Annotated in this window: 20 protein-coding genes and 2 pseudogenes; 4 read left to right on the plus strand and 18 right to left on the minus strand. The window is 58.4% G+C overall.

The features are described from left to right. Positions 1-335 precede the first annotated feature (335 nt). Positions 336-923 (minus strand): alpha/beta fold hydrolase, encoded by a 588-nt coding sequence (locus NKH01_RS26890; protein ID WP_352457920.1) that lies wholly within the window; start codon positions 921-923, stop codon positions 336-338. Between the two features lie 241 nt (positions 924-1164). Between NKH01_RS26890 and NKH01_RS26895 the strand changes: the two genes are divergently transcribed. Continuing rightward, positions 1165-1491, plus strand: coding sequence for a hypothetical protein (locus NKH01_RS26895; RefSeq protein ID WP_352457919.1), 327 nt, complete (start codon positions 1165-1167; stop codon positions 1489-1491). An 83-nt stretch (positions 1492-1574) separates the two neighbouring features. Here NKH01_RS26895 and NKH01_RS26900 read toward each other — a convergent pair whose 3' ends face one another. From NKH01_RS26900 to NKH01_RS26910, 3 genes are all read right to left on the minus strand, one after another. Then, positions 1575-2027, minus strand: coding sequence for a YidB family protein (locus NKH01_RS26900; RefSeq protein WP_352457918.1), 453 nt, complete (start codon positions 2025-2027; stop codon positions 1575-1577). A 345-nt stretch (positions 2028-2372) separates the two neighbouring features. Then, positions 2373-3242 (minus strand): MBL fold metallo-hydrolase, encoded by an 870-nt coding sequence (locus NKH01_RS26905; RefSeq protein WP_353016662.1) that lies wholly within the window; start codon positions 3240-3242, stop codon positions 2373-2375. Between the two features lie 1166 nt (positions 3243-4408). After that, positions 4409-4723 (minus strand): alpha/beta fold hydrolase, encoded by a 315-nt coding sequence (locus NKH01_RS26910; protein ID WP_353023259.1) that lies wholly within the window; start codon positions 4721-4723, stop codon positions 4409-4411. A gap of 370 nt (positions 4724-5093) precedes the next feature. Here NKH01_RS26910 and NKH01_RS26915 point away from each other — a divergent pair, with 370 nt between their 5' ends. Further along, complete coding sequence (locus NKH01_RS26915) at positions 5094-5732, plus strand: hypothetical protein (protein WP_353023261.1); 639 nt, start codon at positions 5094-5096, stop codon at positions 5730-5732. A 21-nt stretch (positions 5733-5753) separates the two neighbouring features. On the opposite strand, the gene NKH01_RS26920 is transcribed toward NKH01_RS26915, so the two are convergent. From NKH01_RS26920 to NKH01_RS26955, 8 genes and pseudogenes are all read right to left on the minus strand, one after another. After that, positions 5754-7415 (minus strand): DNA polymerase/3'-5' exonuclease PolX, encoded by a 1662-nt coding sequence (locus NKH01_RS26920; protein WP_353016668.1) that lies wholly within the window; start codon positions 7413-7415, stop codon positions 5754-5756. Positions 7416-7522: 107 nt separating this feature from the next. Continuing rightward, the gene (gene ligD / locus NKH01_RS26925) at positions 7523-9421 is read right to left on the minus strand and encodes a DNA ligase D (RefSeq protein WP_353016671.1); all 1899 of its coding nucleotides are present in this window, start codon (positions 9419-9421) and stop codon (positions 7523-7525) included. A gap of 535 nt (positions 9422-9956) precedes the next feature. Next, a complete protein-coding gene (locus NKH01_RS26930; RefSeq protein WP_353016674.1) occupies positions 9957-10196 on the minus strand; it encodes a DUF982 domain-containing protein in 240 nt (79 codons plus the stop codon). Positions 10197-10204: 8 nt separating this feature from the next. Beyond that, on the minus strand, positions 10205-10450 hold the full coding sequence (locus NKH01_RS26935; RefSeq protein WP_352473718.1) for a DUF982 domain-containing protein: 246 nt from the start codon (positions 10448-10450) through the stop codon (positions 10205-10207). Positions 10451-10930: 480 nt separating this feature from the next. Continuing rightward, on the minus strand, positions 10931-11185 hold the full coding sequence (locus tag NKH01_RS26940; protein WP_352492321.1) for a DUF982 domain-containing protein: 255 nt from the start codon (positions 11183-11185) through the stop codon (positions 10931-10933). A gap of 359 nt (positions 11186-11544) precedes the next feature. Continuing rightward, the gene (locus tag NKH01_RS26945; RefSeq protein WP_352492322.1) at positions 11545-11772 is read right to left on the minus strand and encodes a hypothetical protein; all 228 of its coding nucleotides are present in this window, start codon (positions 11770-11772) and stop codon (positions 11545-11547) included. A gap of 668 nt (positions 11773-12440) precedes the next feature. Continuing rightward, positions 12441-12638 (minus strand): hypothetical protein, encoded by a 198-nt coding sequence (locus NKH01_RS26950; protein WP_352492323.1) that lies wholly within the window; start codon positions 12636-12638, stop codon positions 12441-12443. A 637-nt stretch (positions 12639-13275) separates the two neighbouring features. Continuing rightward, a pseudogene (locus NKH01_RS26955) lies at positions 13276-13473 on the minus strand (transposase); the annotation flags it as partial. Between the two features lie 75 nt (positions 13474-13548). On the opposite strand from NKH01_RS26955, the gene NKH01_RS26960 reads away from it, so the two are divergent. After that, positions 13549-13800, plus strand: a complete 252-nt coding sequence (locus tag NKH01_RS26960; protein ID WP_352492325.1) for a DUF6074 family protein — start codon at positions 13549-13551, stop codon at positions 13798-13800. On the opposite strand, the gene NKH01_RS26965 is transcribed toward NKH01_RS26960, so the two are convergent. The 4 genes from NKH01_RS26965 to NKH01_RS26980 form a co-directional block, all read right to left on the minus strand. Then, complete coding sequence (locus NKH01_RS26965; protein WP_352492349.1) at positions 13746-14144, minus strand: hypothetical protein; 399 nt, start codon at positions 14142-14144, stop codon at positions 13746-13748. The genes NKH01_RS26960 and NKH01_RS26965 overlap by 55 nt on opposite strands. 263 nt (positions 14145-14407) lie before the next feature. Further along, positions 14408-15580, minus strand: a complete 1173-nt coding sequence (locus NKH01_RS26970; protein WP_353016678.1) for a hypothetical protein — start codon at positions 15578-15580, stop codon at positions 14408-14410. Between the two features lie 121 nt (positions 15581-15701). Beyond that, a complete protein-coding gene (locus NKH01_RS26975; RefSeq protein ID WP_353023263.1) occupies positions 15702-16112 on the minus strand; it encodes a site-specific integrase in 411 nt (136 codons plus the stop codon). Between the two features lie 199 nt (positions 16113-16311). Then, a complete protein-coding gene (locus tag NKH01_RS26980) occupies positions 16312-19953 on the minus strand; it encodes a YobI family P-loop NTPase (protein ID WP_353016684.1) in 3642 nt (1213 codons plus the stop codon). A gap of 283 nt (positions 19954-20236) precedes the next feature. On the opposite strand from NKH01_RS26980, the gene NKH01_RS26985 reads away from it, so the two are divergent. After that, a complete protein-coding gene (locus tag NKH01_RS26985; protein ID WP_353016687.1) occupies positions 20237-21394 on the plus strand; it encodes an IS110 family RNA-guided transposase in 1158 nt (385 codons plus the stop codon). A 601-nt stretch (positions 21395-21995) separates the two neighbouring features. On the opposite strand, the pseudogene NKH01_RS26990 reads toward NKH01_RS26985, so the two are convergent. Both NKH01_RS26990 and NKH01_RS26995 read right to left on the minus strand, forming a co-directional pair. Then, positions 21996-23190, minus strand: a pseudogene (locus tag NKH01_RS26990) (IS91 family transposase). 4 nt (positions 23191-23194) lie between these two features. Next, positions 23195-24100: a tyrosine-type recombinase/integrase gene (locus NKH01_RS26995; RefSeq protein ID WP_352775898.1), complete on the minus strand. Its 906-nt coding sequence runs from the start codon at positions 24098-24100 to the stop codon at positions 23195-23197. Positions 24101-24315: the final 215 nt, after the last annotated feature.

Below are 24315 nucleotides of genomic sequence, written 5' to 3' on the forward strand. Positions count from 1 at the left end.
CCCTCGACCGTCAGTATGCATCGCAAGCCGTACCCGCAAGGATGGTGCGACATGTCTACATTTGTTCTCCGACCGCCAGCTCCTTGTAGTGCGGGGGTGCTTGTCAGTCCGTGGCCTCGATTTGCAGACGACTAGATACTGGCAGCCACAAAGAGAGGCAGAAGCCGAACACGGAATTGGGGCCGTTCCCCTGGCCAAATCCCCAAGATACGGGACCTCGACGTCGATGTTAGCCGAACCGGCGCGGATGGATGCACAGGATGCGGTTCGCTGAAGTGCGTGCCGCCGTGAAGTAAATCATCGGATTCGCCACCCGATAGAGTCGGGACGGGGTTCTACCTATTGCTTTTGAGCATGATCTTTTCCGAAAATCGCGATTCCACTTCTTCGGGATCGCGCCAGTGCCGGCCTACTTCACTGCTGGCCGCGGCAGCGACCCTGTCCACCATGGCGAGAACAGCTAGCGGTGCGGTGTGGTGGACCATGTGGCCGGCCTGCGGGATGATATCGACAAAGGAACCAGGAATCTCCGATTGTAGTCTAAGAGCCTCGGCTTTCGCATCGAACAACCGGTCGCCGGCCCCGGCAATAATGCCGGCAGGCATCAACAGATCATTGTAGCGGGTGAAGCGGCCGCCGGCCAGCGCGTCGGCCAGCATCAATCCCGATTCGGCCGCGATCGACCGCAGCTGTGAGGCCAGCTGGCGATGTCCTTTGCCGACGAAGCAAACCCCGCAGAGACGATGCCGGGGCGAAATACTTGCCCATGGCGAGCGGCCAGGTGAGCAGCACAAGCAGCGGCAGCAAAATGTGGGGGAAAACACCACCGGCGACAGGCAAGGGTGGCAGCCCGCCAGTGCAAGGCCCAGGCGCGGCGGCACCGATGAAGACTTCCGATCGAATCGTCGTCCGATCGAGCTCATCGACTCGCCCGCCTGCCATCGAACCCAAACTCAGGCCGCTGAGCGGCCGAGTAGTAGATGCGACTTCGCTGCTTCATGGCTCACACTCCACTTTCAGAAAAGAGCGTGTGTTGCTGCGATCCGTTGAATCCGCCACCCAAAGCGGACGCGCCGCGAACGCGGCTGCTAGGCAGGCCGAAGCCTGTGCAAGTACAGCTGTGCGTCACAAGCCAAGTGAACCAAGAAGCTGCACGAACCGCGGGTGATCGCGAATGGCGTCGAAATCGACTTCGTGACGGATTCGTTCCAATACGTTCTGACTCATGCTTCCTCCGACGGCTCTTTCCAGGTACCGCACCGCTGCTCCACTTCCCCGAGCACGGAATACATGCAAGCGGCGTTGTACTGCGTCACGAAGTCGTCCGGATCGATCGCCAGCGCTCTGGCCAGCCAGGAACGCGCCCTTCTTCCGCTCACCGATATACGCGAGCGCGAGGGCGCCGCGATGCAGCGGTGCCGCATTTTCAGGATGGCGGCCAGTTGCGCGTTCGGCGCGCTCGAACCAGATCCTTGGTTCCCGAGCGGATGAAGGCGATCGCGCAGGAGCGTCCCCGAGTGTAGAGTTGCCACCCCGGATCTCGCCTTGGCCGGCTGCATTCCTGGCTGTGTCTCCTAGGATACATTGTCGAGCAGGGTCGACTCATCCAAGCCTTGTCTCGGCTCAGGCGGCCATTCACCATTCGGCGTCATCTCGTTGACTGCCTCGGGTAGATCCCGCGCAATCCTTCTGATTAGCTCCTCGCGCGAAAGGCCCGTCTGCATCGAAATGGACGTGAGTGTACCTTCGTCCATTGCCGCTTCGACGTCCCTTGGCTCGATCGGTTGGTTTGGCCCGCTGCCAACCCACGAGTCGACCTTCGATCCTGCCCCCACCTCCCTGAACCGGTCGAGGATCTCACCAAGGTCAGCCCTCGACACGCCATTCGTTATCTGAGCCAGAATTCTGCGTTGCGGGTCGTTTGGGTTAAGATACCCCGCTCCCGGAATCAATTCACAGAGCTTGTCGCGATTTTGGTATGCCAGAACGCCAAGCATCGCGATCGCCAATCTTCCCAGATTTGCCATTTGGTCTCCTCCACGGTTTGGCCGATGAGCGAAACGAAGCCAAGTCTTGGCGGATGCCGACGCGTGTGGGCTCGAACAACTTCTTGCCGGTCGGCTCACCGGCGGAGAGGACGCGTCCTTCGGGGTACTCGTTTTCCATCTGACGTCTTCTCCTGACGCAGAACTTCGGGGCGCTTGGCCGCAGTCGCCCTGCGCCGATCGAACGACCTAACCGGCGCTTCTCGGGTTTGTTCCGCTTGTCAGAGTTTGTGACGATGGGGCGCGATCGGACGGTAACTCTACCGGCTCGAGAGATGGAGTCTGCGCAACTTGACCATATTCAGAACGACGGCGGCTCGGTTAGTCTCAGCCATCTTGGACTGCCGCCGGCTCGCGCACAAATTTCAATTTCGGCGGGACGGCGAACACCCTGAACCGCTCAGCCAGGCTGTCAAGAGCGTGACGCATTCCCACTCCCGCAGCAGCCGCACCGTGTCCACTGATGACTATCTGCGGGTTCAGGGCAGCCAAGTGCTTCACGGATCTTTCCGCCGCATCCCAGTCCGGCGTGAAGTAGCGCGGCGGACCGTGCATCTCGAGACCCTGGACGGCGACTTCATAGACTGACTCCTGACCGGTGGTGATGAAAGCGTCCCCTACGATCAGCGAACGGTCCTTCTCGCGCCAGAGCGAGATATGCCCAGGGGCGTGCCCGGGTGTGTGTAACCATCGCCATCCGGGCATTCCGGGGATCGATCCGTCGGCAGGTAAGAGTTCCAAACGGTTGCCAAGGTCAATTGGCCCGCGTGGAAAAAGCGGCGACAGCAGTGCCATCAGTCCACCCCCGACCCAGGGATCGGGTGGCGGATAGGATGCGGTTCCGTCCAAATAGGGGCGCTCGAGTGGATGCGCGAAGACAGGCACGTCCCATTTATTTGCGAGGTCTAGAACCGTTCCCACATGGTCGAAATGGCCGTGGGTCAGGATGATCGCGGCCGGCCGTGCGTTCGTGCCAAACCGCCTTTCCGCGACCGCAAGAATGCTGCTGCGGGACGTCGGCAACCCCGTATCGATCAGCACCCAGTTCCGATTTCCGCTGCCGGGTGCGCCGCAGAACACGACATTGACGATGGCTAGCCGCAAGTAACCCAAGTCCGGTGCGATGCTCCAAGCGCCGTCGCCACGATCCTCGCGCCTAGCGTGGTCGATCTCGGAAAGTCGAATCTGAACGGTCATGTGATCCCGTGCCTCTTTTGTTGCTGAGCAGCCGCCGATCGGCGGCGGTGGTACATCGCCCCGAACTTGGCACGGCCCTCCTTGTTCCTCCTTCGCCACCCAGCTCCGGACAGTCCACCACAGGAACAAAGGCTCGACCAAATCGGTTCGGCATTACCCGGTCACGCCAGGACGAGCTGGACTGAGCAACGAAGATGGCGCGCGCCCCATTGGATGCGGTATTTCGCCAACGCGGTTCCCGGTCCTAACAAGGCGGCCGAGTTCGAAGGCGACTGCTGAAAGAAGACGTCGAATGAGCGAAGTGGGGCGTATGGACGAGCACCAGGTGGAGGCTCCGGTTCCGCAAGCTTCGCCTATGACTGGTCAAGTTGGGCGCCAATGGTCGAGGCGGCCCGATCGGCAGGTGTCCAGGTTATCTGGGACATCTTCCATTACGGATCTCCAGACCATGTCGATCAGGGATCGCTGCATTTCATCGATGCCTATGCCTCGTTCGCGGCAGAAGCCGTGAGGGTACAGCGTTCGATCGCCGGAACACCGCCTCTGTTGTGTCCCATCAACTAGATCTCCTTTTTCGCATGGGCTGTTGAGGTCGGCTATTTCCCGCGTGGGGCCGAACAAACGTGCTGGTTCAAGCGGCATCTCGTGAAGGCTGCCATCGCGGGTGTTCGTGCAATGCGGGAGATCGACCCCGCCTGCAGATTTGTCTGGGCCGAGCCCCTTATCCAAATCGCTCCTCGTGACCGGACCCGCAGCGAACGAGGTCGGGCCGAAAACGCCCGTCAGGGGCAGTTCGAAGCTTACGACATGTTGCTGGGCCGCGTCGAACCTGAGTTGGGCGGGAGCGAAGATGTTGTCGATTGTCGTGGGCCTGAATTTCTAACCGCACGATCAATGGTAAATAAACGGGCCGACGATATCGATGGGACACCATGAGTACCGCGCTTTGTCGGAAATGTTGCTCGAGGTTGCTCATCGGTACGGTAAGCCGATGTTCATTGCCGAGACCGGCTCAGAGGGATCCGGCGGGCCGGCTTGGCTCCACTATGTATGCCGCGACGAGGTGCGTGCCGCTATGGGTGTCGGAGCATCGATTCGAGGGTATTTGCCTGTACCCGATAACGGCCTACCCGGGCTGGGACAATTCGCGTCATGCAGAGGTGGGGTTATTTTCGGCCATCCAGCCGAATGGCACACGCCGCCTCCGTCAGCCCGTCGCGGACGAACTGGTGCATCAGCAAGATCTGTTCACGGCAAACCGGACGCGCTGATTGTGTTGCGACACACCGCAAGGGCGAGCACCGAAGACCAGGGCAAATTACGGTGTATTCCTCAGCCAAAATCGGCGCCACGCGATGCCAAGTGGCATGGGTGCGAGGATGACCGTGCAGCATCAGGAAGCGGTGGCCCCTTCCACCAACCCGCACTCTGAGCGTCGCTTCCGGAAGTTTGATCTGCTCCAGCGAGAAACCTTCAAACATGCAACTCCCTCCATTCGCAACATTTGCCAAACATGTAAACGGAGAGGCAGTTCAATGTCGGCTTCCGCGGGATCTGAACTTGCCTCGTATTCCGCGAAGAGGTCGTGAGCCGAACGGCGGCTTACTGGTCCCTCGGCAATAACCGGACGGACAGCAAACGGCCCCCAAAAAGCCGCCAGGCGGCGACGCGCCTGATATCGCACTTCGAGATCAACTCTGCCGTTTCCTGTTAGCCGAAGTTGCAAACGGCCCCGCTCACAATCGTGGTTGCGCCTTTGGGCATCTGGTTCAGACCGCTGGCGGATTAGAACTCTGTTGGCTTTGCGATGGGCTCATCGCTGCCGACAATCGGTGACCTATATAAAGGGGCATGTCCACGCGCCGAAAAATCAATGCAACAGCGAAGCTGATTGGAGAGTGGCCTTTAACCCCGGCTGCAACGTTTGGATCGTCCGTCAGAGCGAGGGGTATTTTTCTCGAAATACGCGCCCGCCTTCCAACGGAGTTCAGGAAATTGCTCAATATCGAGTCCCGCGTGCTTACCCTGCGCCTGTCTGAGGGCGCCGAGAACGATGTGCAGGTGGTATTCGGGATCGTATCCAAAGCACTGCAGAATATCGAAGACCTGCCCGTAATCCCCCGTGAAATCGAGGACATTCTGACGATCTCGACGGCCGAACGGCACCGCTGGCTGAAAGATGGTCGCTTGCAGAGCGCCGGGACGAAAACGGTGAAACTCCGCGGGCGGGCAAGGAACATCACCTTTCACGTGTTCGACCCGCAGCACGTGGAGGATGTGCTTGACCGCGACCTGGTTACGGTCTGGCGCGAACAGGACGCAGCGACAGCTGCAGAGAATAGGCGGCGAGCCGCAGGGAAGGCCGCTATGAAACGCGCTCAAAGAAGCGGTCGCGGAACTGCAGCTTCAGCTGGCTACGGCCCCGATGAGAACGCGCACTCCAGTTTGCGCGGCTGGGAAGATTTTGAGAATGACGGACTCCTGCGCTGATAGGCCGGGCGCACAAGCAGGTTAGGACGTTTGCCTGCGCCGTGCGAGATGCGCAAGGAGGGCCGTCAAACGCATCGCGTTCAGGACCCGCTTCGCAGGAACACCGCCCTTGCGCGCCATCTCGACACCCCAATGCATGTGGTCGAGCTCGCGGATCGAATGAGCGTCCGGATTGATGCTGAAGATGCAGCCCTGATCGAGTGCCTTTTGATGCCAGCGCCAGTCGAGGTCGAGTCGCCACGGATGTGCGTTGATTTCGACAGCGACGCCGTGTTTCGCACACGCTTTGAGGACTTTGTCGACGTCGAGGTCATAACCGGGCCGGCGCAACAGCTGGCGACCGGTCATGTGCCCGATGATTGTCGTCCGAGGATTTCCGATCGCCTCAATGATACGCTCCGTCTGTTCCTTCTTGGTCAACTTGAAGCGGCTGTGCACGCTCGCGACGACGAAATCGAACTGCTCCAAGATATGATTCGGGTAATCGAGCGAGCCATCCGCCAGGATGTCCGCCTCGATGCCCTTCAGTATGCGAAATTTTCCATTGTATGCCTTGTTCAGCCGGTCAGCTTCGCGGTGCTGTTCAGCAATCTCCTGCACCGAAAGGCCGCCTGCGTAGTGAGCGGACTGCGAATGATCGGCGACACCATAGTATTCGAAACCGCGCCTACGCGTGGCTTCAGCCATTGCCTCAAGCGTTTCGGTGCCATCGGATGCGGTCGTGTGAGAATGCAGGATGCCATGCAGATCTTCATCCCGAATGAGGGCGGCTAGCTTCTGCTTTGCCGCTCGCTCAATCTCGTCCCTGCCTTCGCGCAATTCAGGCTCGATAAACTGCAAGTCTAAAGCTTGGTAGATTTCTTCTTCTGTCGCTGACGCGATCAGCTTTCTCCCGCGATGAAGCCCGTCGGCGTTTAGGGTGAATCCCTTGTCGGCCGCGAACGTCTTCAGTTGCTCAAGGTGGTCTGCCGAACCGGTTGCTTCGAGCAGGCTCGCGCCAAAGTGCTTCCTGTCCGTGACAACAAGCCTGAGGGTCATATCCTCGATTCCAGTCGACTTTCTGCCCTGCGCTACCAGGGCGAAGTCGGAAACGAGCTCGCAACCGCGTCGGAAGTCACCTGCAATTTCCACGCGCGAAAACTCTGGATGCTGTTGCTTTACCGATATGACCGCATGGTCGAGAAGAGCGGCGGCCTTGTGCAGGTGAAGTTGCGTTTCGCCGCTTCGCACAATGGCCAGGTTCTGCAGCAGCTTTGTCTGAAGCGCGGCGCCGAGGCCTTTGACTGGGCGGATGCGGTCTTCTCTCGCTGCGGCCTCGAGCTCCGCCAGCGAGTTCACGCCGAGCGCCTGATGAAGCTTCAGTATCTTATCGGGACGAAGCCCGGGTATGGCAAACAGCTCCATCACGCCCGCTGGAACATCCTCGCGCAGCTTCTCAAGGCTTGGGTGCGTGCCGGTTTGGTAAAGCTTGGTCACGATGTCTGCGATCGCGTCACCGATCCCCGGGATCTTGGTGAGGGCGCCGGCGGCGATGATCCGATCAAGCGGCTGCGACAGCGCCATCAGACTGTCTGCCGCGCGCAAGTATGCCTTTGTGCGATAGGGATTGTCGCCGCGCATAGACGCCCGTTGCGCGTATTCCCTTAAAAGACTGGCGACGGTCCTAGGATCGATTTTTGCCATGGCTTCAGCCAAACGAGACCGATCTCCGCAGGTTCCAATCAGGCAAGGCCGTGAGCGCCGCGTTGCCCTTTGAATCCCGGCTTTACTGCCTCTTCCCGCGTCGGACGCTACAGATTGGGCAAGGATTGGTCAGCGCGACCCCATCCAGCCAGAGTTTTGGAGACTGCGCGTTTCTTTAATTCAGGAGCATCGCCCACATGGAAATGAGAGGGCGCGTCTATTGTCTTCATCTCCGCCCACGTGATCGGTGCCGCGACAGGAGCGCCCGGACGTGATCTCGCGCTGTAAGGCATGATCGCGGTCGCCCCGCGCTGATTGCGTAGATAGTCCACAAAGATGCGACCCTTGCGGCGCGCCTTTGACAACACGGCCGTGAAATGGGCCGGATCGCTCTGGGCGACCGCCTGCGCCAGGCGAGACGCGAAGTCCTTCACCTCTGGCCACTCGGCGCCAGGGGTGAGCGGCGCGATGACGTGCACTCCTTTGCCTCCCGTCAGCATCGGGAAAGTCGTAAGTCCCAGCGATTTAAGGATTGCGCGGAACTGAAAGGCAGCGGCGCGGACGGCCTCAAAATCGAGATCTTCATCGGGGTCGAGGTCGAACACGAGGCGGTCGGCCTTTTCGACATCCTCGATCCGAGCCCCCCATCCATGCAGCTCGATCGTTCCCATCTGGACGCAAGTCATGAGTCCGTCGGCATCGTCGACATAGAGATATGGTTCCTCGTGCCCGTCCTTCTCCGTGATGCCGACGTGGTGGACTTTGTCGCCAAAGCTGCCGGCGTCGTGTTTTTGGAAGAAGCACTTCTTCGCGCGGCCCTGTGGGCATCGAACCAGACTGATCGGCCGGCTGCCAACCCAAGGAAGCATGATCGCCGCGACCGCTGCGTAATAGTCGGCAAGCTGTCCCTTGGTGATGTTGGACTCCGGATAGATGACGCGGTCACGGTTACTTATCGCGATGGCGGTTGTCGCAGACGCGGCGAGATCGGCTGCATGACGTTCCGTCTCGAGCACGACCGCCTCCGGCTTCTTGTCTTCACGGAGACCAAGATAGCTCGGATGTCGTAACGTCCCTTCATTTGTCATTTCGGTGAAGGCAATCTCAGCGACCAGTTTCGGACGGAGCCAGTGTGCGCCGCGCACTTCGGCGCGTGGTGCGTCGACGGTGGCGGCCTTCTGCTCGAGCGGCGCCATGATCTTCAAGAGACGAAGAAGTTCAGCGGTATCGAAGCCGGTGCCGACTTTCCCGGCGTAACGCAGCTTGCCGCGGTCATGAACGCCAAGGATCAAGGACCGAAACGCGCGGACCTTGTCGGACGGCGTCCAGCCGACAATCACAAATTCCTGCCGCCTGATGCATTTGATCTTCAGCCAGCTTGCGCCGCGGGCCGCCACATAACTCGAATCCGCGAGCTTTGAGATGACGCCCTCAAGGCCGGCAGCGCAGAAGCGATCGAGCAGCTCTTCTCCGCGGCCGAGGATATGGTCGGAGTAACGAAGGACCGGATTTTTCGCAGGCAAGATCGCCTCCAGCTTCGCCTTGCGCTCAACAAGAGGAAGCCTTGTCAGATCTTCGCCGTCGAGCTGCAGCAGATCGAACGCATAAAAGTCGATAGTCGCCGGGGCACCCTTCAATGCATTTTGAAGCGCTTGGAAGTTAGATCTTCCTTCCGCATCGACAACCACGGCCTCGCCGTCAATCAGGGCGGAGCGCACCTTGAGGTTGCGAGCCTCGGAGAGGACCGAGGGAAAACGGCTAGACCAGTCCAGACCAGATCGTGTGTAGGCTCGCGCCTCGCCTCCGCCGACGGCAACGAGAATACGATAGCCGTCGTATTTCATTTCATGGATCCAACGATCGCCGGCAGGGACCGTGTCCACGAGCGTTGCGAGCTGGACCGGCCGGAAAGCGGGCGGCGCTAAAGTGACCTCGTCACGAGCGGGCGACTTCGCTTGACTAGCGCTCGACGCATTGATTGCCTTACGCGACGTTGGCTTGACCACCCTGACCTAAACCATACTCAGAGACGAAACAGCGGTATCCGCCGTCCAACGCGCGACTACTTCTTTAGTTTCGCTGCCGGCCGTGTTGAGCTTTTCGCGATCATTGCCGACCCGCTTGGTTAGCGCCTCGGCCTGAGGCCGTGCTTCCTGCCTCCGGCCCTTCCATTCCCGATTTTCGCACACAGCTCACAGGCAATAATCAAGAGCAGGAACGGGCCCTCAAATGCCGCCACAGCGTATCCGGTTTCTGCCATCGGCTTTAGAAGCCTGACATTCCGGTTCCGGTCCCCTGTGCGTACGGTTTTGATCTTCTCGTCGAACCCCTTTCGATTTATGATTACTCGACGTGCCCCATTGACGCCAACTACCTCGCCCAGAGCAGCTCCGATGCCAGTTTCAAGAAGTGCAAAATGGCCATAAATGCGCCGACCAGAGTGAATGCTCTCGTATCCGGGTCTATTTCGAGCAGCGCGGACTTGGTCAGCATTAGACAGCCTAACGGGTCCTTCCCAACATAGCCGTGGGCACCGGCCTGCTACTCACGGAGCACCCCCTCCTCCTTGGCAGCAGCCTCGAAAGCCTGACGGACCTCTTCCGGAGTCACACGGTCCTGAAAGGCGTCGGCGCACAGTTGCACAGCCTTCCTCCACTTAGGTCCCATCTTGGTCCACTTCATGAGTTCCTCGGCGGCACCCTCGACGTTGTTGCACCCGTAGGTGACCCCAGGTCGGTCGGTCTTGACGTACACCGGAGGGGAGAAGCAATGGGTTGCCACGACAACTCCTACTCAGGGGAGAGATACACGTTGGCCTCCTTAGCGGCAGCCTCAAAGGCCTTTCGTATTATGTGGGGGTCAATCGAATCGCCCTCCAAGGCTGACAGGCAGAGGGTCACCGCCTTATGCCAGCGAGGCCCTCGCCGGGTCCACATCTTGAGCTGCTCAAGGGCTTCCTTCGCATTGTTGCAGCCATGCCTGACACCGGTTTCAGTCTTCACGAACACCGGAGGGACGAACCAGATGGGCGCCATGATACCTCCTACTCAGGGGAGAGATACACGTTGGCCTCCTTGGCAGCCGCCTCAAAGGCTTCACGCACCTCATGGGGGACATCCTGCCCTCGAACGCGTCGACGCAGGATTGGACCGCCTTCGTCCACCTCGGGCCCTTTGTGTCCCATGCCAGGAGTTCCTCGGCGGCTCCCTCGACGTGGCTGACCCCATTGCGAATGCCCGGACGTTTCGTCTTCACGTAGACCGGGGGAGCGAACCAGAGGGGACCCATAAGAGGGAACTTAGAGCGGGAAGAGCCCGCCGACCAACCCCGCTTTAGCTGCAGCTAAGGGAACGATGTAGGCCCTCGCGGGTTTAGAGGCGGCAGCGGGATTACTTCGTGGATGTGCAGCCGCTGTGGGGGGGTCCGTCGCCTCTCATCTCCATGCTTGGCGGCGGGCTCCTTTCGCGAAGGCGGTGTTGGTCTGAGACACCTAGAACCTTATACCGCAATCCAATTTAGCTGGTTGTCATTGGGGGGAGTAATGTCCCCTCCTCTTTTGCAGCAGCCAGGAATGCCTTGCGGGCCTCCTCAGCTTCCATCTCGTCGAAAATCACGGCCATGCAAACGCGCACCGCGAGGTCCCACCAAGGGCCACGCTTGGTCCACTTCATCAGCTCCTCGCCGGCTGCTTCGGCGTTGTTTACGCTGCGGATGATCCCGGGACGCTCGGTCTTGACCGGGACCGGAGGGTTGAACCAGTGGAGAGCCATGCGGTCACTCTTTGTCGGCCCTATCAAGTTCCTCCAGGAAAGACCTTTGCTCAGCCGGCAGTTCCCGTTCTACAGGCAGAGTGAGCAGGTTGCGAAGGTAATTGCGGATTACCTCTGACTATTGAAAATGGCGCAGGACGGCGCGCTTTCGTTGCGATGTGCCACAGTGACTGAAGTTGGCTGACAGCTACTCGCGACAGTCGAAAGCCACGCAGAGGCCCATGGCAGTTGCTGCCTCGACGATCGCCTCGGTTAGTTCTTCGTTGGAGGCCACCAAATAAGGCGCAGTCTCCCGAGCTTCGCGTAGTGCCGCTTTGATCGAGACCGTGTCGCCACGGTCCGCCCTGTTGAGGAGGCGGTTATTCGCGAAGATCGAACCCGACGAACAGGCCAAAGGCTGGGGCAACATTGACAATAAGCTCCACCAGCTCGCAGTCAGTTTCCGCCAGATGTGGCCCGTCTCGGCGCACCGCTGCAATAGTCTCTTTGACGGAGATGATTTGGCCGCGACGGACTTGTAGGATCAGCTCGTGAACAAGGTGTTCGGCAGTCACTTTGTCGGGTCGGCAGTTCGTCCAAACGTTCATACAAGGCCTCCCACCTCAGCGAGAACCCAAGGGAACATTCATGACCCTCTGTCGAGAAAAATCAAGAAGAATGTTTGATAACTTCTGAGTGGGAATCAGGGGGACAAGCCACGAAGCGAGCCTCTATACTCTTTGACCTGACGCTCAGCCAGCCCGCTAAGGGACTTCTTCCGTCGGCCCCTGTTTGGCCCGATCAATAGCCGCAAGTAATGACTGTAGGGTTGGCGGCAGTTCTGGTTCGACCTCCAGATTTAAGAACGTTTGTACGTGATGACGATAGCCTTCGGAACGGATCAGTTTCCGAAACGCTCCGGAGACAGACTGATGGTCTGCTTTGTTGCTCGTTGTCATGTTCGGGAAGTCCGTCCCCAATGAGCCGTAACTCGCCCGCAACGAACGGGTTCCATCAGGAGGTCGGAATATTTTGGCTGAAATTTCTGAGCGGGAGATCGGCTAACTGGCTCGCGCGAAGACCCCCGTGCCCCCTTCGATCCGCCGAGCATTAATCCCCGCTGTTTGAACAGAAGATCGTGTCGATCTAGCGTCGGTGTTGCACATAGCGACCGTTGAAATGCTTCTGTCCAATGTTTGCTCACGCTGTGATGCCAACAGGGCAGGCTCTTGCGGCAGGGTGCCGCAAGGTCGCGACGATGAAACGCCGGCCCAGTTCAACCCGCGCGACGTCCTTCAAAGCTGGGGGGATCGATCTTCACCAAGCGGTCTGCGGCCTCGACCGCAGTTCGTATCCTGCTGCACAGCGCGAGATTTTCGGCCAGCATTTCTTCAGTGCGTTGAATCGCGAGCTCGGTCCGGTGAATGCGCTGCCTGGCATTGGCAACTTCCGATGTCAAAAGATCGGCCGCCATCCCGTGGCCGTGGGGTTCCATAGTGTCCATGGGTTTCTAATACATGGGGGAAGATATCGTTCCCTGATGTCGGGCGAAACGGCGGGCCGCAGAAAAGCGCGATGGGCCGAACGACCAATGCGCGCCCTGTCAAAACAGCGCTGGCAACAGGCGAACGGCTTCGGCCGCTCTACATCCCACCGGCAGAGGCGATCACGGTCCAGAGGGCGATTGATCTGTTCAGGTACGACTACAACGTAAGCGAAGACACACTCAGGCGGCTGGTGATCAAGCACCGTCTTCACAACCAGACAATGCCCAGTGCTCCGTGGAGAATAAGCGCTCCCGGTTTGGCTATGGCGCTCGCGGCGATGATGACGCGCTTGCGCGGTTGAGGCGGGACGATCGCGAGCATCCGGACGTAACTCGGTATTTCAAGCGGCTCGGCATCCCGCGACCTGACCTGTTATCAAAAGTTATGGTCGCGGCGACTGTCTAAAATAGACATTAAGTAGATGTCGCGGCCCGACAGGGCTCCAAGAGCGAACCGTTGCTGCCTTGCGCATCGCCCTCTAGGCCGCCGGCGTCGAGTTCATCCCGGAGAACGGCAGCCGCGCCGGCGTGAGGCTCCGCAAACCTTAGGCGCAGACTCGTTACTGCGCAGCCACACACCTACTTTTCGCCATCGGACGAAGCGGTTGCAACAGGTGGTGCGCGGGCCATAGCGCTGAGGCAGGTCGCGCCATGGAGCACCGGAGCGCAGCACCCAGAAGATGCCGTTCAGCACGCGCCGATCATCAACACGTGGCACACCTCTTGGCTTGTTGGGTAGACGCTTTATTCCATTGCTGACCATTGTCCAAAAGCGCTGTTAACCAAATTTTCTCACCCGCCAATGCTTATTCGCGCGACTGAAGGGGTGAGGTGATCGATGTGTGATTCAAACATAAGCGCGTTTCCGCTGCATCGGCGGCGGAAGTTGGTCGAAGGGATCGCCCGGGTCCTGGAATCCAAGAACGGGAAGGACGCGAACGCCTTCTGGCGCAACACCGCTAAGGCAATTCTCGTTCAGCTGTCCGAATCAGGAATTGCACCCGGGGTCGCCGAACACGAAGTTGGAACGCTTCTTCATGCTGTCTTGGCCGATATCGCCACCCGCAGTGCTGCGAAACTTGCACAATAGCATCGGCTCACGATGAAGGATTGCCGCATAGAGACGCCCCGGGGCTCCACAAGCGTAGCACCACTGCATCCGTCAAACGCAGGTTTCTCACTGCGGATGAAAAGATAGGCGCGTTCGTCGAAATAATGCGCGCGAATGTGCTCTCGGGCGAGATACGGCTCCGCCTCGCCTGTCCGGCGGTCATCGACCAAATCGAGGTAGGCGATGCGGAAACCCGCATTCACGAAAGGCCGACGGACCTTTTCCACGAGCTGAACCCGCAAAACCAATGAGCCGCCGTTGAGTTCCACACTGCGTTTATGCGACTTTCGAGCACAAAAGGCGAACATGTAGTGGCGGCCCATATGTTTTCGACGTAAACAGCACTGGCTCACTTCGGCTATCGGCCGGCTTGTGAATGACCGGAAGGGGGCCGTAACCGGACTGTCAGGTCTTCGCGGCGGTTACGCAGAAAGCTGCCGTTCTACAGTCGACCCCTTCGGAGACGTTCGGAATTCCGAAGAGCGATGCCGGAAGCGGACGTTCACTTCATGCCTCAAGCGTCATGACCGCATCGGGCACCCAGACGCGTTCACCTATATCCTTCTCACAGAATGCTTGCCGCCGATCAGACCAGATCGACGGCAATCGGGCGGAACAGATCGATTGGGCCCAGCACATGGCCGTCCGGGAGATAGCTCGCCCCGCTGAAGCCAGTGACCCGGCGCTCTATGCGCGGGAGATCGTTGATCGTCATCGGTCCGTTTCGCGCGGTGCCGACCAGGTGTCGAAAGGTCTTCTCCTCGATGCCGATGAAAGTGCCTGTGCTCCGATCGAGCCTGAAGGGATCGTTCGGCACGGCGACCAACTTTCCATCTTCGACCTTGAAGGGCAGAACGCCCTCGGGATCGGTTGGGAAATAGCCTCCGACAAACCGCAGTCCCTTCAGATTCGGCAGCAGACATTCCCACAGAACGATCTGGAAGCTCAGTTCGTCAGTGATCGTCGTACCTGTCGCGAGCGCGGCCGAGAGGACGGGCTGGCGAATCTTCACAAGGCTCGGCGCATAATGGAGAGAGCGGATCGCGGCTGCAAAACCGCCACTTTCATCGAAAAAGGGGCGCTCGCCCGGAGTCCGCGGATCCTCTGCGGAGAGGGTCGTGAAGATGGCGGGGCTATGGGTGTGGACTGCCCATCGCATCGCGACGATGTAACCCTTTACGCTCAGCGCGTTTTTAGACCGATCAAGAACGCGCACCCGATTGAACTGATTGCGCCACGTCGAGAATTTCTTAGCCTTGAAACCGACCGCCTCGATCGTGCCCTTCGCCTCTGCGAGCGACACCTGGCCTGTCGACTCCACGCAGAAATAGTCGGGTGCATCTCCCTCGGTGCCGGGATTGCATTCGACTGACACGCCATTGGTCCAAGAAAGCGCGCCGTGATTGCGGACGTCATCGATCCGGGCGACGTGCGTGATATCGAGGTGCTCGGCCAAGAACCAGCGACAGAAGGCCTCGCCGAGCTCGTTCGAGTTGTTTTGCTTCTTCGTTTTGTTGGCGCCGAGGCCGTTCGGCTGGAACCGAAAAGCGGTGCATGCCTCCAGATATCGAACATGTTCGAACTGGGCAGGGTCAGGGTTCGGCGGTGCCTTGTCGTAGCTCTGCAGATAATATTGGTGATACAAGTCGGCTAGATCGACCATGACTTCCGGCACTTGACTCCCCGGCTTCGCTGGATTCCTGAGTGAAGTGGGCACCGCCGGAAACTTGTTAAGCGCCAGTCTTACTGATTTCTGCATGCATCCCCCCAAAAGGCGTGGCCCAGCCAACGTCAGACAGCGACATCACGCGCATTACGCTGTTGCCGCTTTCCATCCGCTATACTGCGACAGTGGAGGAAAGTCCTTCCTCGATGGCGTCTCAGGCTATTGTGCTCATGTGGCGAGCATGATCGACCCGGCTCGGGAATGCATAATCCTCGACCGAGCCTCCACGTCGTTCGAGCCAATGCAGAATGCTGGCTCTCACGTCGTTGGTGATCTCGAACTGAACCGGCCGCCCCGTCTTTTGCTGAACAACGATCGCGCGGGTCCTTATCTCCGGTCCGGCGACCACATCGCGAATCCTGATTTTGACCAGGTCACAGCCGCCAAGCTTGCTGTCGATTGCCAGATCGAACAGCGCACGGTCCCCAACGCGTCTCTCGTGATCGAGCAAAAAGCGAATAGCCCAAATCTGCTTCTGGGTGAAAAGACGCTTGGTGCCGACCTTCTTCCCAGCATTCCAGGCTGCGTGCTGGCGGCTGGCATCCTGAAATTGAGAATGGCCCATGTGAATTCTCCTCGGCCGTGATTGGCGAGAGAGAAACGTCGCAGGACACTGCCGCTCATGGGGCCGCAAGCAGACTGTCAGGTTTAGCGAATTGGGGCCTGGTGAACTGATTTTTTGGGAGAACCAACAACCTGGTTAGCCGCCGGTAAGAATTCCAAAACCACCAATCTAATGGCATCTCATTGTAACTACCAGTTTTTCATCGCCTCTTGAGATTTACGCGTATCTCATCACCCAGGAACCAACCACCTCCCTCGCTCCACGAAGAGATGATTCCGCGAGTCTCAAGCCATTGGACCAATGCACGATTTTCATCTGATCTTGGCAATCTTGGAGTGTGATATCCTGTCGTGATCTCAGAGAACGGATATGGAAGCGCCGCAAGCACTTCGCGCGCTTCGTCGACCGCCATAGTCGAGTGAAACTTGTTGAACAGGGAAATCTGCGTCTCAACGGGCCTTGAATTCAGGATCAGTGACCGCGCTTTAGCCGCATCAATGCCGGATATACGAACGTTGGTGCGGTCAAGAATCGGGCCTATGAGTGCCGCTCGTTCGGGCAGTTCCGTTAGCGTATTCAAATCGATCAGGTCGATTATCGCGCGCTTATCGTCATCTGTTATGTCGGCTTGAAGGAGCTCTTCTCGGAAGACGTCGTCGAGACCGAACATTCCGGGATCGGTGAGATAAGCTTCGATGTTTTCTGCCATGAAAAGGACCGGCAAGTCTGTATTGACGTCTAGGCTTTCAAGGGTCTCCTTTGAAAAGGTGATCTTGCGCTCCTCTATGAGAATAGTATTCTTCGAAGAATCGAGGCTTTTGGGAAAATTCTTGAACGTATTGGGCAACGCTCGGACATATTCCCGGTAACTGTCATTGCTCAGTGCATTCGCGTTAACAAGGAATTGGCGTAGCGGCAGTGTCTCGGGACCGTTACGCAGACTGTGCTTCAGAATTACCGCGCGCACATCTTTCCGATCAAGATAGGCCACCAGGATTTCCGCCGCGAAGCCACTGCCTCCCATGAACGAGATACAATTGTCCCATGTCGGCGCGATACGTCTCAGCTCAAATACCGTGGCGTGCAATTTCTCCGGAACACCCTCCAGCGCTGGCAGGAGAGCCGTCTGTCGACCGAGAAATTCACGAAGATTGTCTTCGTCAAGTCCCTCACGACCTAGGAGATCGGTTATGGCTGCCGCATCTTCTTCAAAATTGTCGTGAAGCTCAAGGAGCACGTCGCTAAGATAGATATCAAGGTCGCGTTCGACCCTGGTGATCAAGGCAGGATCTGTGAGCGAACGCAGCGTAGTGTAATTGCGCTCGCGAAACGCCATGAGATTGGTCTCGCCCATGACCTCGCGATAGATGTGTTCCACATTGGCAATCGAGAGTTCAAAAAGGCCCCGTCTTACCATGAAGCGCACGATGCCGGTGAACTTCCCTATTGCCGGAAGGTCTCGAACCTCGAAGTCAATGCGCTCGAGGCGTTCGGGTGCCAAGTCAGGTGCAAGTGCCAGAATTTCAGGGAGTTTCGCCGCGACGAAATCAGGGAACTCGTCGCCATCGCGTGCTAGTGTTTCTAGCGCCCTTTCCGGCAGGTTGGTTACCAACTGTGTGATATGGGAAAGATTGCGCTTGCTGGCGATTGCCGTCGGAACGAACTGCCTCCATTCGTCAGCCAGGCGGGAAAGCAACTTGGGGACGGCGCGTCCCGTGGCGTAGTAGGCCTGTAAGAAATCTTCGCAGCCTTCGAACTGGGACGCGATGAACTCGAAAAACTTACGAGTCTGATCGCTGTAGCGGCTCGCCTCGTTTAGAAGGCAGTCAACCAATTTGACGTTAAGAACATAGCTTTGCCCGAAGTCCGCTTCGCGCATCGCTGCGATGACCTCATTCGGGTTGTCAATCTGAAAGTCGGGGTCGGGAGTAAGGAACGCCCGTATCTGGATCAGAAACTTGTTGTCATTAGGCGACAGCCGACCAGAATGGAACAGTGACGTATATTGATAATACGTATCGTCGAGATGGCCTTCTAGAATCAAGAAGCGAGCCAGCTCGCCCTTCTCGCCGAAGCCGTCGAAAAGATCAGTCACACGGTCGGCGCTTGAACGCACGAGTTCATTGAACTTGGCTGTTCGAAGTGTCGCGACCTTCGCTCTAAGCTCGCGAATCCGTTGCAGGCTCTCGCTCTTGTTGGCCTCAGATTTGCTTTCAATTTCCGCCTTGCGCTGAAAGTAGGTTTTCTCGCTATCCACTTCGTTCTGCAAGGCGGAGATATCGATCCGCTGTCGGCTATTATAGACATCGCGGTTGGTAATATGCGGAACTGCGATTAACTGTTCAAACGCGTCGTGCCCAACCAGCGAGTGAAGTGCGATCCAAGATTGCCCGTCAAGGCTGATGCTATTGACGTTCGCAGGAAGCATCTGAACGAGCGTCATCGCGTAGATTTGGCGCAATTCTTTCAGGTCAGAAGGTGTCTGCCTTTCGGCAACGTCAATCTTTCGTTCGATTTCCGCTATCTCTGCCTTACAGGCCACCTCCTCGTGCGCAACGAGTTCATCGTGGCGGCCCAGAATGTCAGCGAGATTGCCTTCGCCCCGGTGCAGTTGTTCGAAATCCCTGGGGTAGACGTTCTTATATATCAGGACCGCAAGAAGCTTGTTGGCGTTGAGAGTATTTTCGTCGTCGGTCTCCAAATTGGCAACGTAGATGGCGTATTCATTGAAGATATTCTGAATAAGTCTCAGGTCGTCTAGATACCGTGAGACCTCTCGAAGGAACTGTCGATCAAGACGACCGTCGAGCTCAAGCCTCTTTCCCTGCTCCAGCACCATATCAATCGAGTTCGAAGCGTTTATGATGGGAATAACAGGAATGACGAATTCGAAGAACTTGGTCCGGTCTGTATTAACAAATACGTCGTCGCGCAGAGCGTAAAGAAATCTAATAGTTCGTCTGACTCCCGCGTTCGCATTCACCAAGCCGTTGATTTCACGCAACGTCACGAATATTTCTGCATCTTCGAATCGGTCCAGATCCTCAATTATTACGAGATCATATTCTGTTGACTGAAAGAAGTAGATAATTTCGTCCAAATGACGGTTAAGTATTGAGTCGAGATTGTCTGATGCTGGCCCTATTTCTATGTCTTTTAGAGAGATACTTTTGAGTGACAGCCCAAAGCTGGCGACATAAAAGTTGTGCAGCGCAACCCACAAAAAAAGCAACGAAAACCCGAATATTGTAAAATTAGGCCAATTGCTGAATTCGAGTGGATCGAAAAAGGTGCCGCTGATTATCGCTTCCCGCTTTGTGAATACGTACCAAATCGAAAGTAAGCCAAACATGATGTACAGCGATTTGAAAATCGACAGGACGCCAGGGGATTGAATTCGCTTAAAGCGCGACAGTGGAAGTTTGTTGGCATCTGCACCATAGAGCATTTGCTGAAGTATGCTTCTTTCAATCTCCTGCCGGCTCACTTTGAGGCTTGGGGTGCTAGCTTCTTTGTCGCCTGGTGGGCTGGCCTCTTTCACGAACGCCGCGAGAGATATGTGAAGTGAAGGTCTTCGGTATCTTTTCAGGAACGATTGGATGATGCTGCTTTTTCCTGAACCATAAGGCCCCGTCAGCGCTATATTGTTCACCCTCGGGTCTGTCGTCGCGAAGAGCAAAGCTTCGGAATATACACCGGCCTTGTCAGCTTGGTCGGTCGGTGCAAGATTTACAAATTTTGCTTTTGTGACGGCGGGTCGACCAATACCTTCCAAGAAGGCGCCGAAACTAGTGAACCAGCCACCCAGCCAATTTGTTAATGTTGGAATTCGTTCGCCCATAAGTAACCTAAATATCACTGATCCAAGCGGCAAATATCACTGAGGAGCCGGAAAACACCTACTTTTTATCTCGAAGAACTCCGCATTTGGGAATCGATCAGTAGAGTCCCGCCGCCCGCAATCATAGCGGGAAGTAGCCATAGGCAATAGTCTCAATGATTGGCAGCTTTCGGGCGCTCACGGTATCAGCCGCAACGACCGAGATTGCTGAAGATCCTATGGGGATGGAAGGCGACCAGCGCTCTGCCAGAGTGAAGTCGCCAAACATCACCTGGAGGTCAGCATGCAAGCCAACACCACCAAAGCCCCGGCCGCTATCCGCGTCGATCTAGCCGCAATATTTGTCTCGTTAGAACTGTCTCGTTCAAAATGGCTCGTGACTTCGCTTTCGCCAGGTGGGGGCGAGAGAATGTCGAGACACCTCGTGTCGGGGGGCGACATTCCGGGTTTGCTCGATCACTTCGCAGAGCTGCAACGAAAGGCGGAAGTGCGGACAGGGCAGAGTTTCCGGGTCATATCAATCCAGGAAGCTGGTCTGGATGGATTCTGGATACATCGGGTCCTCGAACGCGAAGGCATCGAGAGTTATGTCGTGGACCCGGCATCCATTGCCACATCGCGTCGCCGCCGGCGGGCCAAGACCGACAGGATTGACGGGGAAGCATTGGTTCGAGCGTTGTTGGCCTACAACCGCGGCGAGCCTCGGGTTTGCGCGATGTTGCGAGTGCCAACGCCGGAGGAGGAAGACCGTCGCCGGTTGGTGCGGGAGCGGAAGGCGCTGACGAACGAACGGATCAGGCACGTCAACAGGATAAAGGGCCTTTTGTTCAGCCAAGGTGTGTCCGGATACGAACCGTTGAAAGGCGATCGACGCAAATGCCTCGACGCGCTCATTACCGGAGATGGGCGTCCACTGCCGCCAGCGCTCATGGCGCAGATCAGCCGCGAGCTTGATCGCATCGAGTTGCTGATCCAGCAGATCAAGGATGTTGAAGAGGCACGCGACGCCTTGCTCGTCGCGGCAGATGAGCCAACACCGGCCTTGCTGCTCAGCCTCAAGGGAATAGGTCCGGAGTTCGCGGCCGTCCTGTGGTCTGAGGGATTGTCGCGCAAGTTTGACAATCGACGACAGGTTGCCGCCTACGCTGGTTTGGTGCCAACGCCCTGGCAAAGTGGGCAGATTAATTGCGAGCAGGGAGTCTCGAAGTCCGGCAATCCTAGGCTCCGGTCGACGCTTGTCCAGGTTGCGTGGCTCTGGGTGCGCCATCAACCCAATTCGGCACTCAGCCAGTGGTTCAGGGCGCGAGTCATCCAGAATGGTGGCCGGTACAAGAAGACGGCGATCATCGCCCTCGCTCGGAAACTGTTTGTTGCGCTGTGGAAATACGTGAACGCCGGAGTCGTTATAGAAGGAGCTCTCCTGACGAAACCATCAGCGTAGACGCCAATCGATCATAACAATCTCCAGGACCGATCAGGCCTGGCAGATCCTCGGTAGACGAACCGACGAAACTCATGGCCTCAAACAGCCGCTGCTGAAGAATGGTTTCGTCTCTTGGGTCCGAATCCGCCGCAAGCGGGATCATGGAACAGGTGCATGCGCCCTGACCGAATATAAGGTGGACTGGGTTCGTTCGCGAACCGCGTCACGCAAACGGACTCATCGAATGGATCTACGGATTGCCCCGGAGAGGTACATGACAATGTCGACCTAGATGCCCCGTTTGTAGTTGACCATCCCCATATAAGGGTTTCGGGTGCCGTCAGGCGTACGAAAGTCTCTGATGCAGGAACCCGCGGGCCGCAGGCGGTGAGCTATGGGGATTTGTGTTTCGGGGTGTGCCAGCGCCTGTCGCGAACTTCCGCATAGGACGCGGTGGGCATGTCGTGGAAGCGGCTTCCGGGCCAGGTCGCAGAGCCTGTAGCGTTGATTCCGACGGGATTGGTGTGCGTGACGACCGGCGTCACGGCAACGTGCACATAACATCCCGTTGACCGGCGCCAGCGTGGCGCGGCCGTATGGACAAACGGTCCATGCCGGCTCATGGGGCGTTCTCCCGGTTCGGCGCCCTTGAGGCAGGCGGTGCACGAGGCTGGCACCACCGTTCGAACCTCTCGATGACGACCATGCGCCCGCCGCAGCAAGGGCAAGGCCGGCGGACGTCAGCCGGTTCTTCCGAAGTGTCGTCTTGGGGCGGCAGATCGACGTTCAGCAGTTCGCGCGCGAGTGCGAGGCTGGCCTTGCGGGCGGAGGTGGCGAGCAGCCCATAGTGACGGATGCGGTGGAACCCACGCGGCAGGACATGGAGCAGGAAGCGGCGGATGAACTCGTCGGCGGCAAGCGTCATGGCGCGCTGGCGCTCGACACCATCGCGGCGATAGTCCTTGTAGCGGAAGGTGACTCCAGCCTCGTCGAAGGCGATCAGGCGGCGGTTCGAGATCGCGACCCGGTGCGTGTAGCGGCGACAGGTAGGCGAGCACCGCTTCCGGCCCGGCGAAGGGCGCCTTGGCATAGACCACCCAGCGCTTGTTCCGGACCGGCGACAGGTGCCGCAGGAAGGCCTGCCGCTCGATGAGACGAGCAAGGGTGCCGAAGAAGGCGAGCCGATCGGCGTCGTGCAGCGCGATCAGCCGGGTGAGGAACAGGCGGCGGAACAACTTGCCCAGTACTCTGACCGGGAGCAGGAAGGCCGCGCGCGACGATATCCAGCGGCTCCCGTCCGGCGCGATGCCGCCGCCCGGCACAATCATGTGGACATGCGGATGGTGGGTCATTGCCGAGCCCCATGTGTGGAGCACGGCAGTGATGCCGATGCGCGCGCCGAGGTGCTTCGGATCGGCGGCGATGGTCAGCATCGTCTCCGATGCCGCCTTGAACAGCAGGTCATAGACCAGCGCCTTGTTGTGGAACGCGATCTCGGCGACTTCGGCCGGCAGCGTGAATACGACGTGGAAGTAGCCGACTGGCAGCAGGTCGGCTTCGCGCTCGGCGAGCCATGTACGCGCGGCCGCGCCCTGGCACCTGGGACAGTGCCGGTTGCGGCAGCTGTTATAGGCGATCCGCCATTGCCCGCAGTCCGCACAGGCTTCGACATGACCACCCAATGCAGCGGTGCGGCAGTGTTCGATCGCCGACATGACCTTGAGCTGCTGCAGGCTCAGATGCCCGGCGTGGGAGATCCGGTATCCGGGGCCGGCAGCACGGAAGATATCGGCGACCTCCAGGTCCGCTCGCACCGGTTCAGCCGGACGGCGTCTTGCCTTCCATCAGCGCCATCAGCCGGTCCAGCGGCCCTGCGACCGCGTGGATCGTCCGGGTCGAGACCTTGGTGTAGAGCGCTGTCGTTTCGAGCTTGCAGTGCCCGAGCAGCACCTGGATGACGCGAATGTCGACATCCTGCTCGAGCAGGTGGGTGGCGAAGCTGTGCCGCAGAGTATGCGGGCTGACGCGCTTGCGGATGCCGGCGACTTCGGCGGCTTCCTGAACCGCGCGATGGAGTTGCCGCGACGAGATCGGATCGGTGCAACTGCGCCCCGGGAACAGCCAGCCATGCGGAAGCATCACCCCGCGACGCCTGCCTTCGCGCCACCACACCCGCAGCAGTTCCAAGAGTTGCGGCGAGAGCATGGCGTTGCGAACCTTGCGTCCTTTGCCCTGTTCGACGCGGATCAGCATGCGTGTGCTGTCGATATCATCGACCTTGAGGTGCGCGACCTCCGATACGCGCAGACCCGCGCCATAGGCGACACCGAGCGCGGCCTTGTACTTGATGCCAGGTGCTGCTTCGAGCAGCCGCGCCGCTTCCTCCACGCTCAGCACGTCCGGCAGCTTGCGTGGATGGCGCATGATCACCAGCACACGTGCCAGATCCCGCCGCTTCAGCGTCACCAGGAACAGGAACCGCAGTGCCGAGACCGCGCCATTGATCGTCGCAGGGCCGACGCCGCTCTCATGCTGATGCAGCTGGAATCGACGGATGTCCTCAGCCCTCGCAGTGTCGGGCGAGCGGCCAAGGAACACAGCGAAGCGCCGGACGTGACGAACGTAGTCTTGCTGGGTATGGGAGCCCAGGCCACGCATGAGCATGTCGTGCTGCATGCGCTGGCGAAGCGGAGAGATTGGTGCATCGGTCGACAGGGTAGCCATGGCGAGTTCCTCTCGTTGAAGGGAACTCCATGGTCAGATCGACCCCTCTACCCGCTCAAGTCAAAATGGCAGTCGCGCCATCTCAGAACGAGGCGCCCCTCCCGCGAAGCGGGTTCGTGCATTAGGCGCAAAGCCGCCGTTCACCTCTCTTCAAGTCAGCGCTCCGGCCGGCAAAAATCGTCGAGGCCTCCAACAAGGTGAAATCGGTATTTCAC

Origin of the sequence: Mesorhizobium sp. M1403 (assembly GCF_040317695.1) — a bacterium.
Classification (GTDB): domain Bacteria; phylum Pseudomonadota; class Alphaproteobacteria; order Rhizobiales; family Rhizobiaceae; genus Mesorhizobium.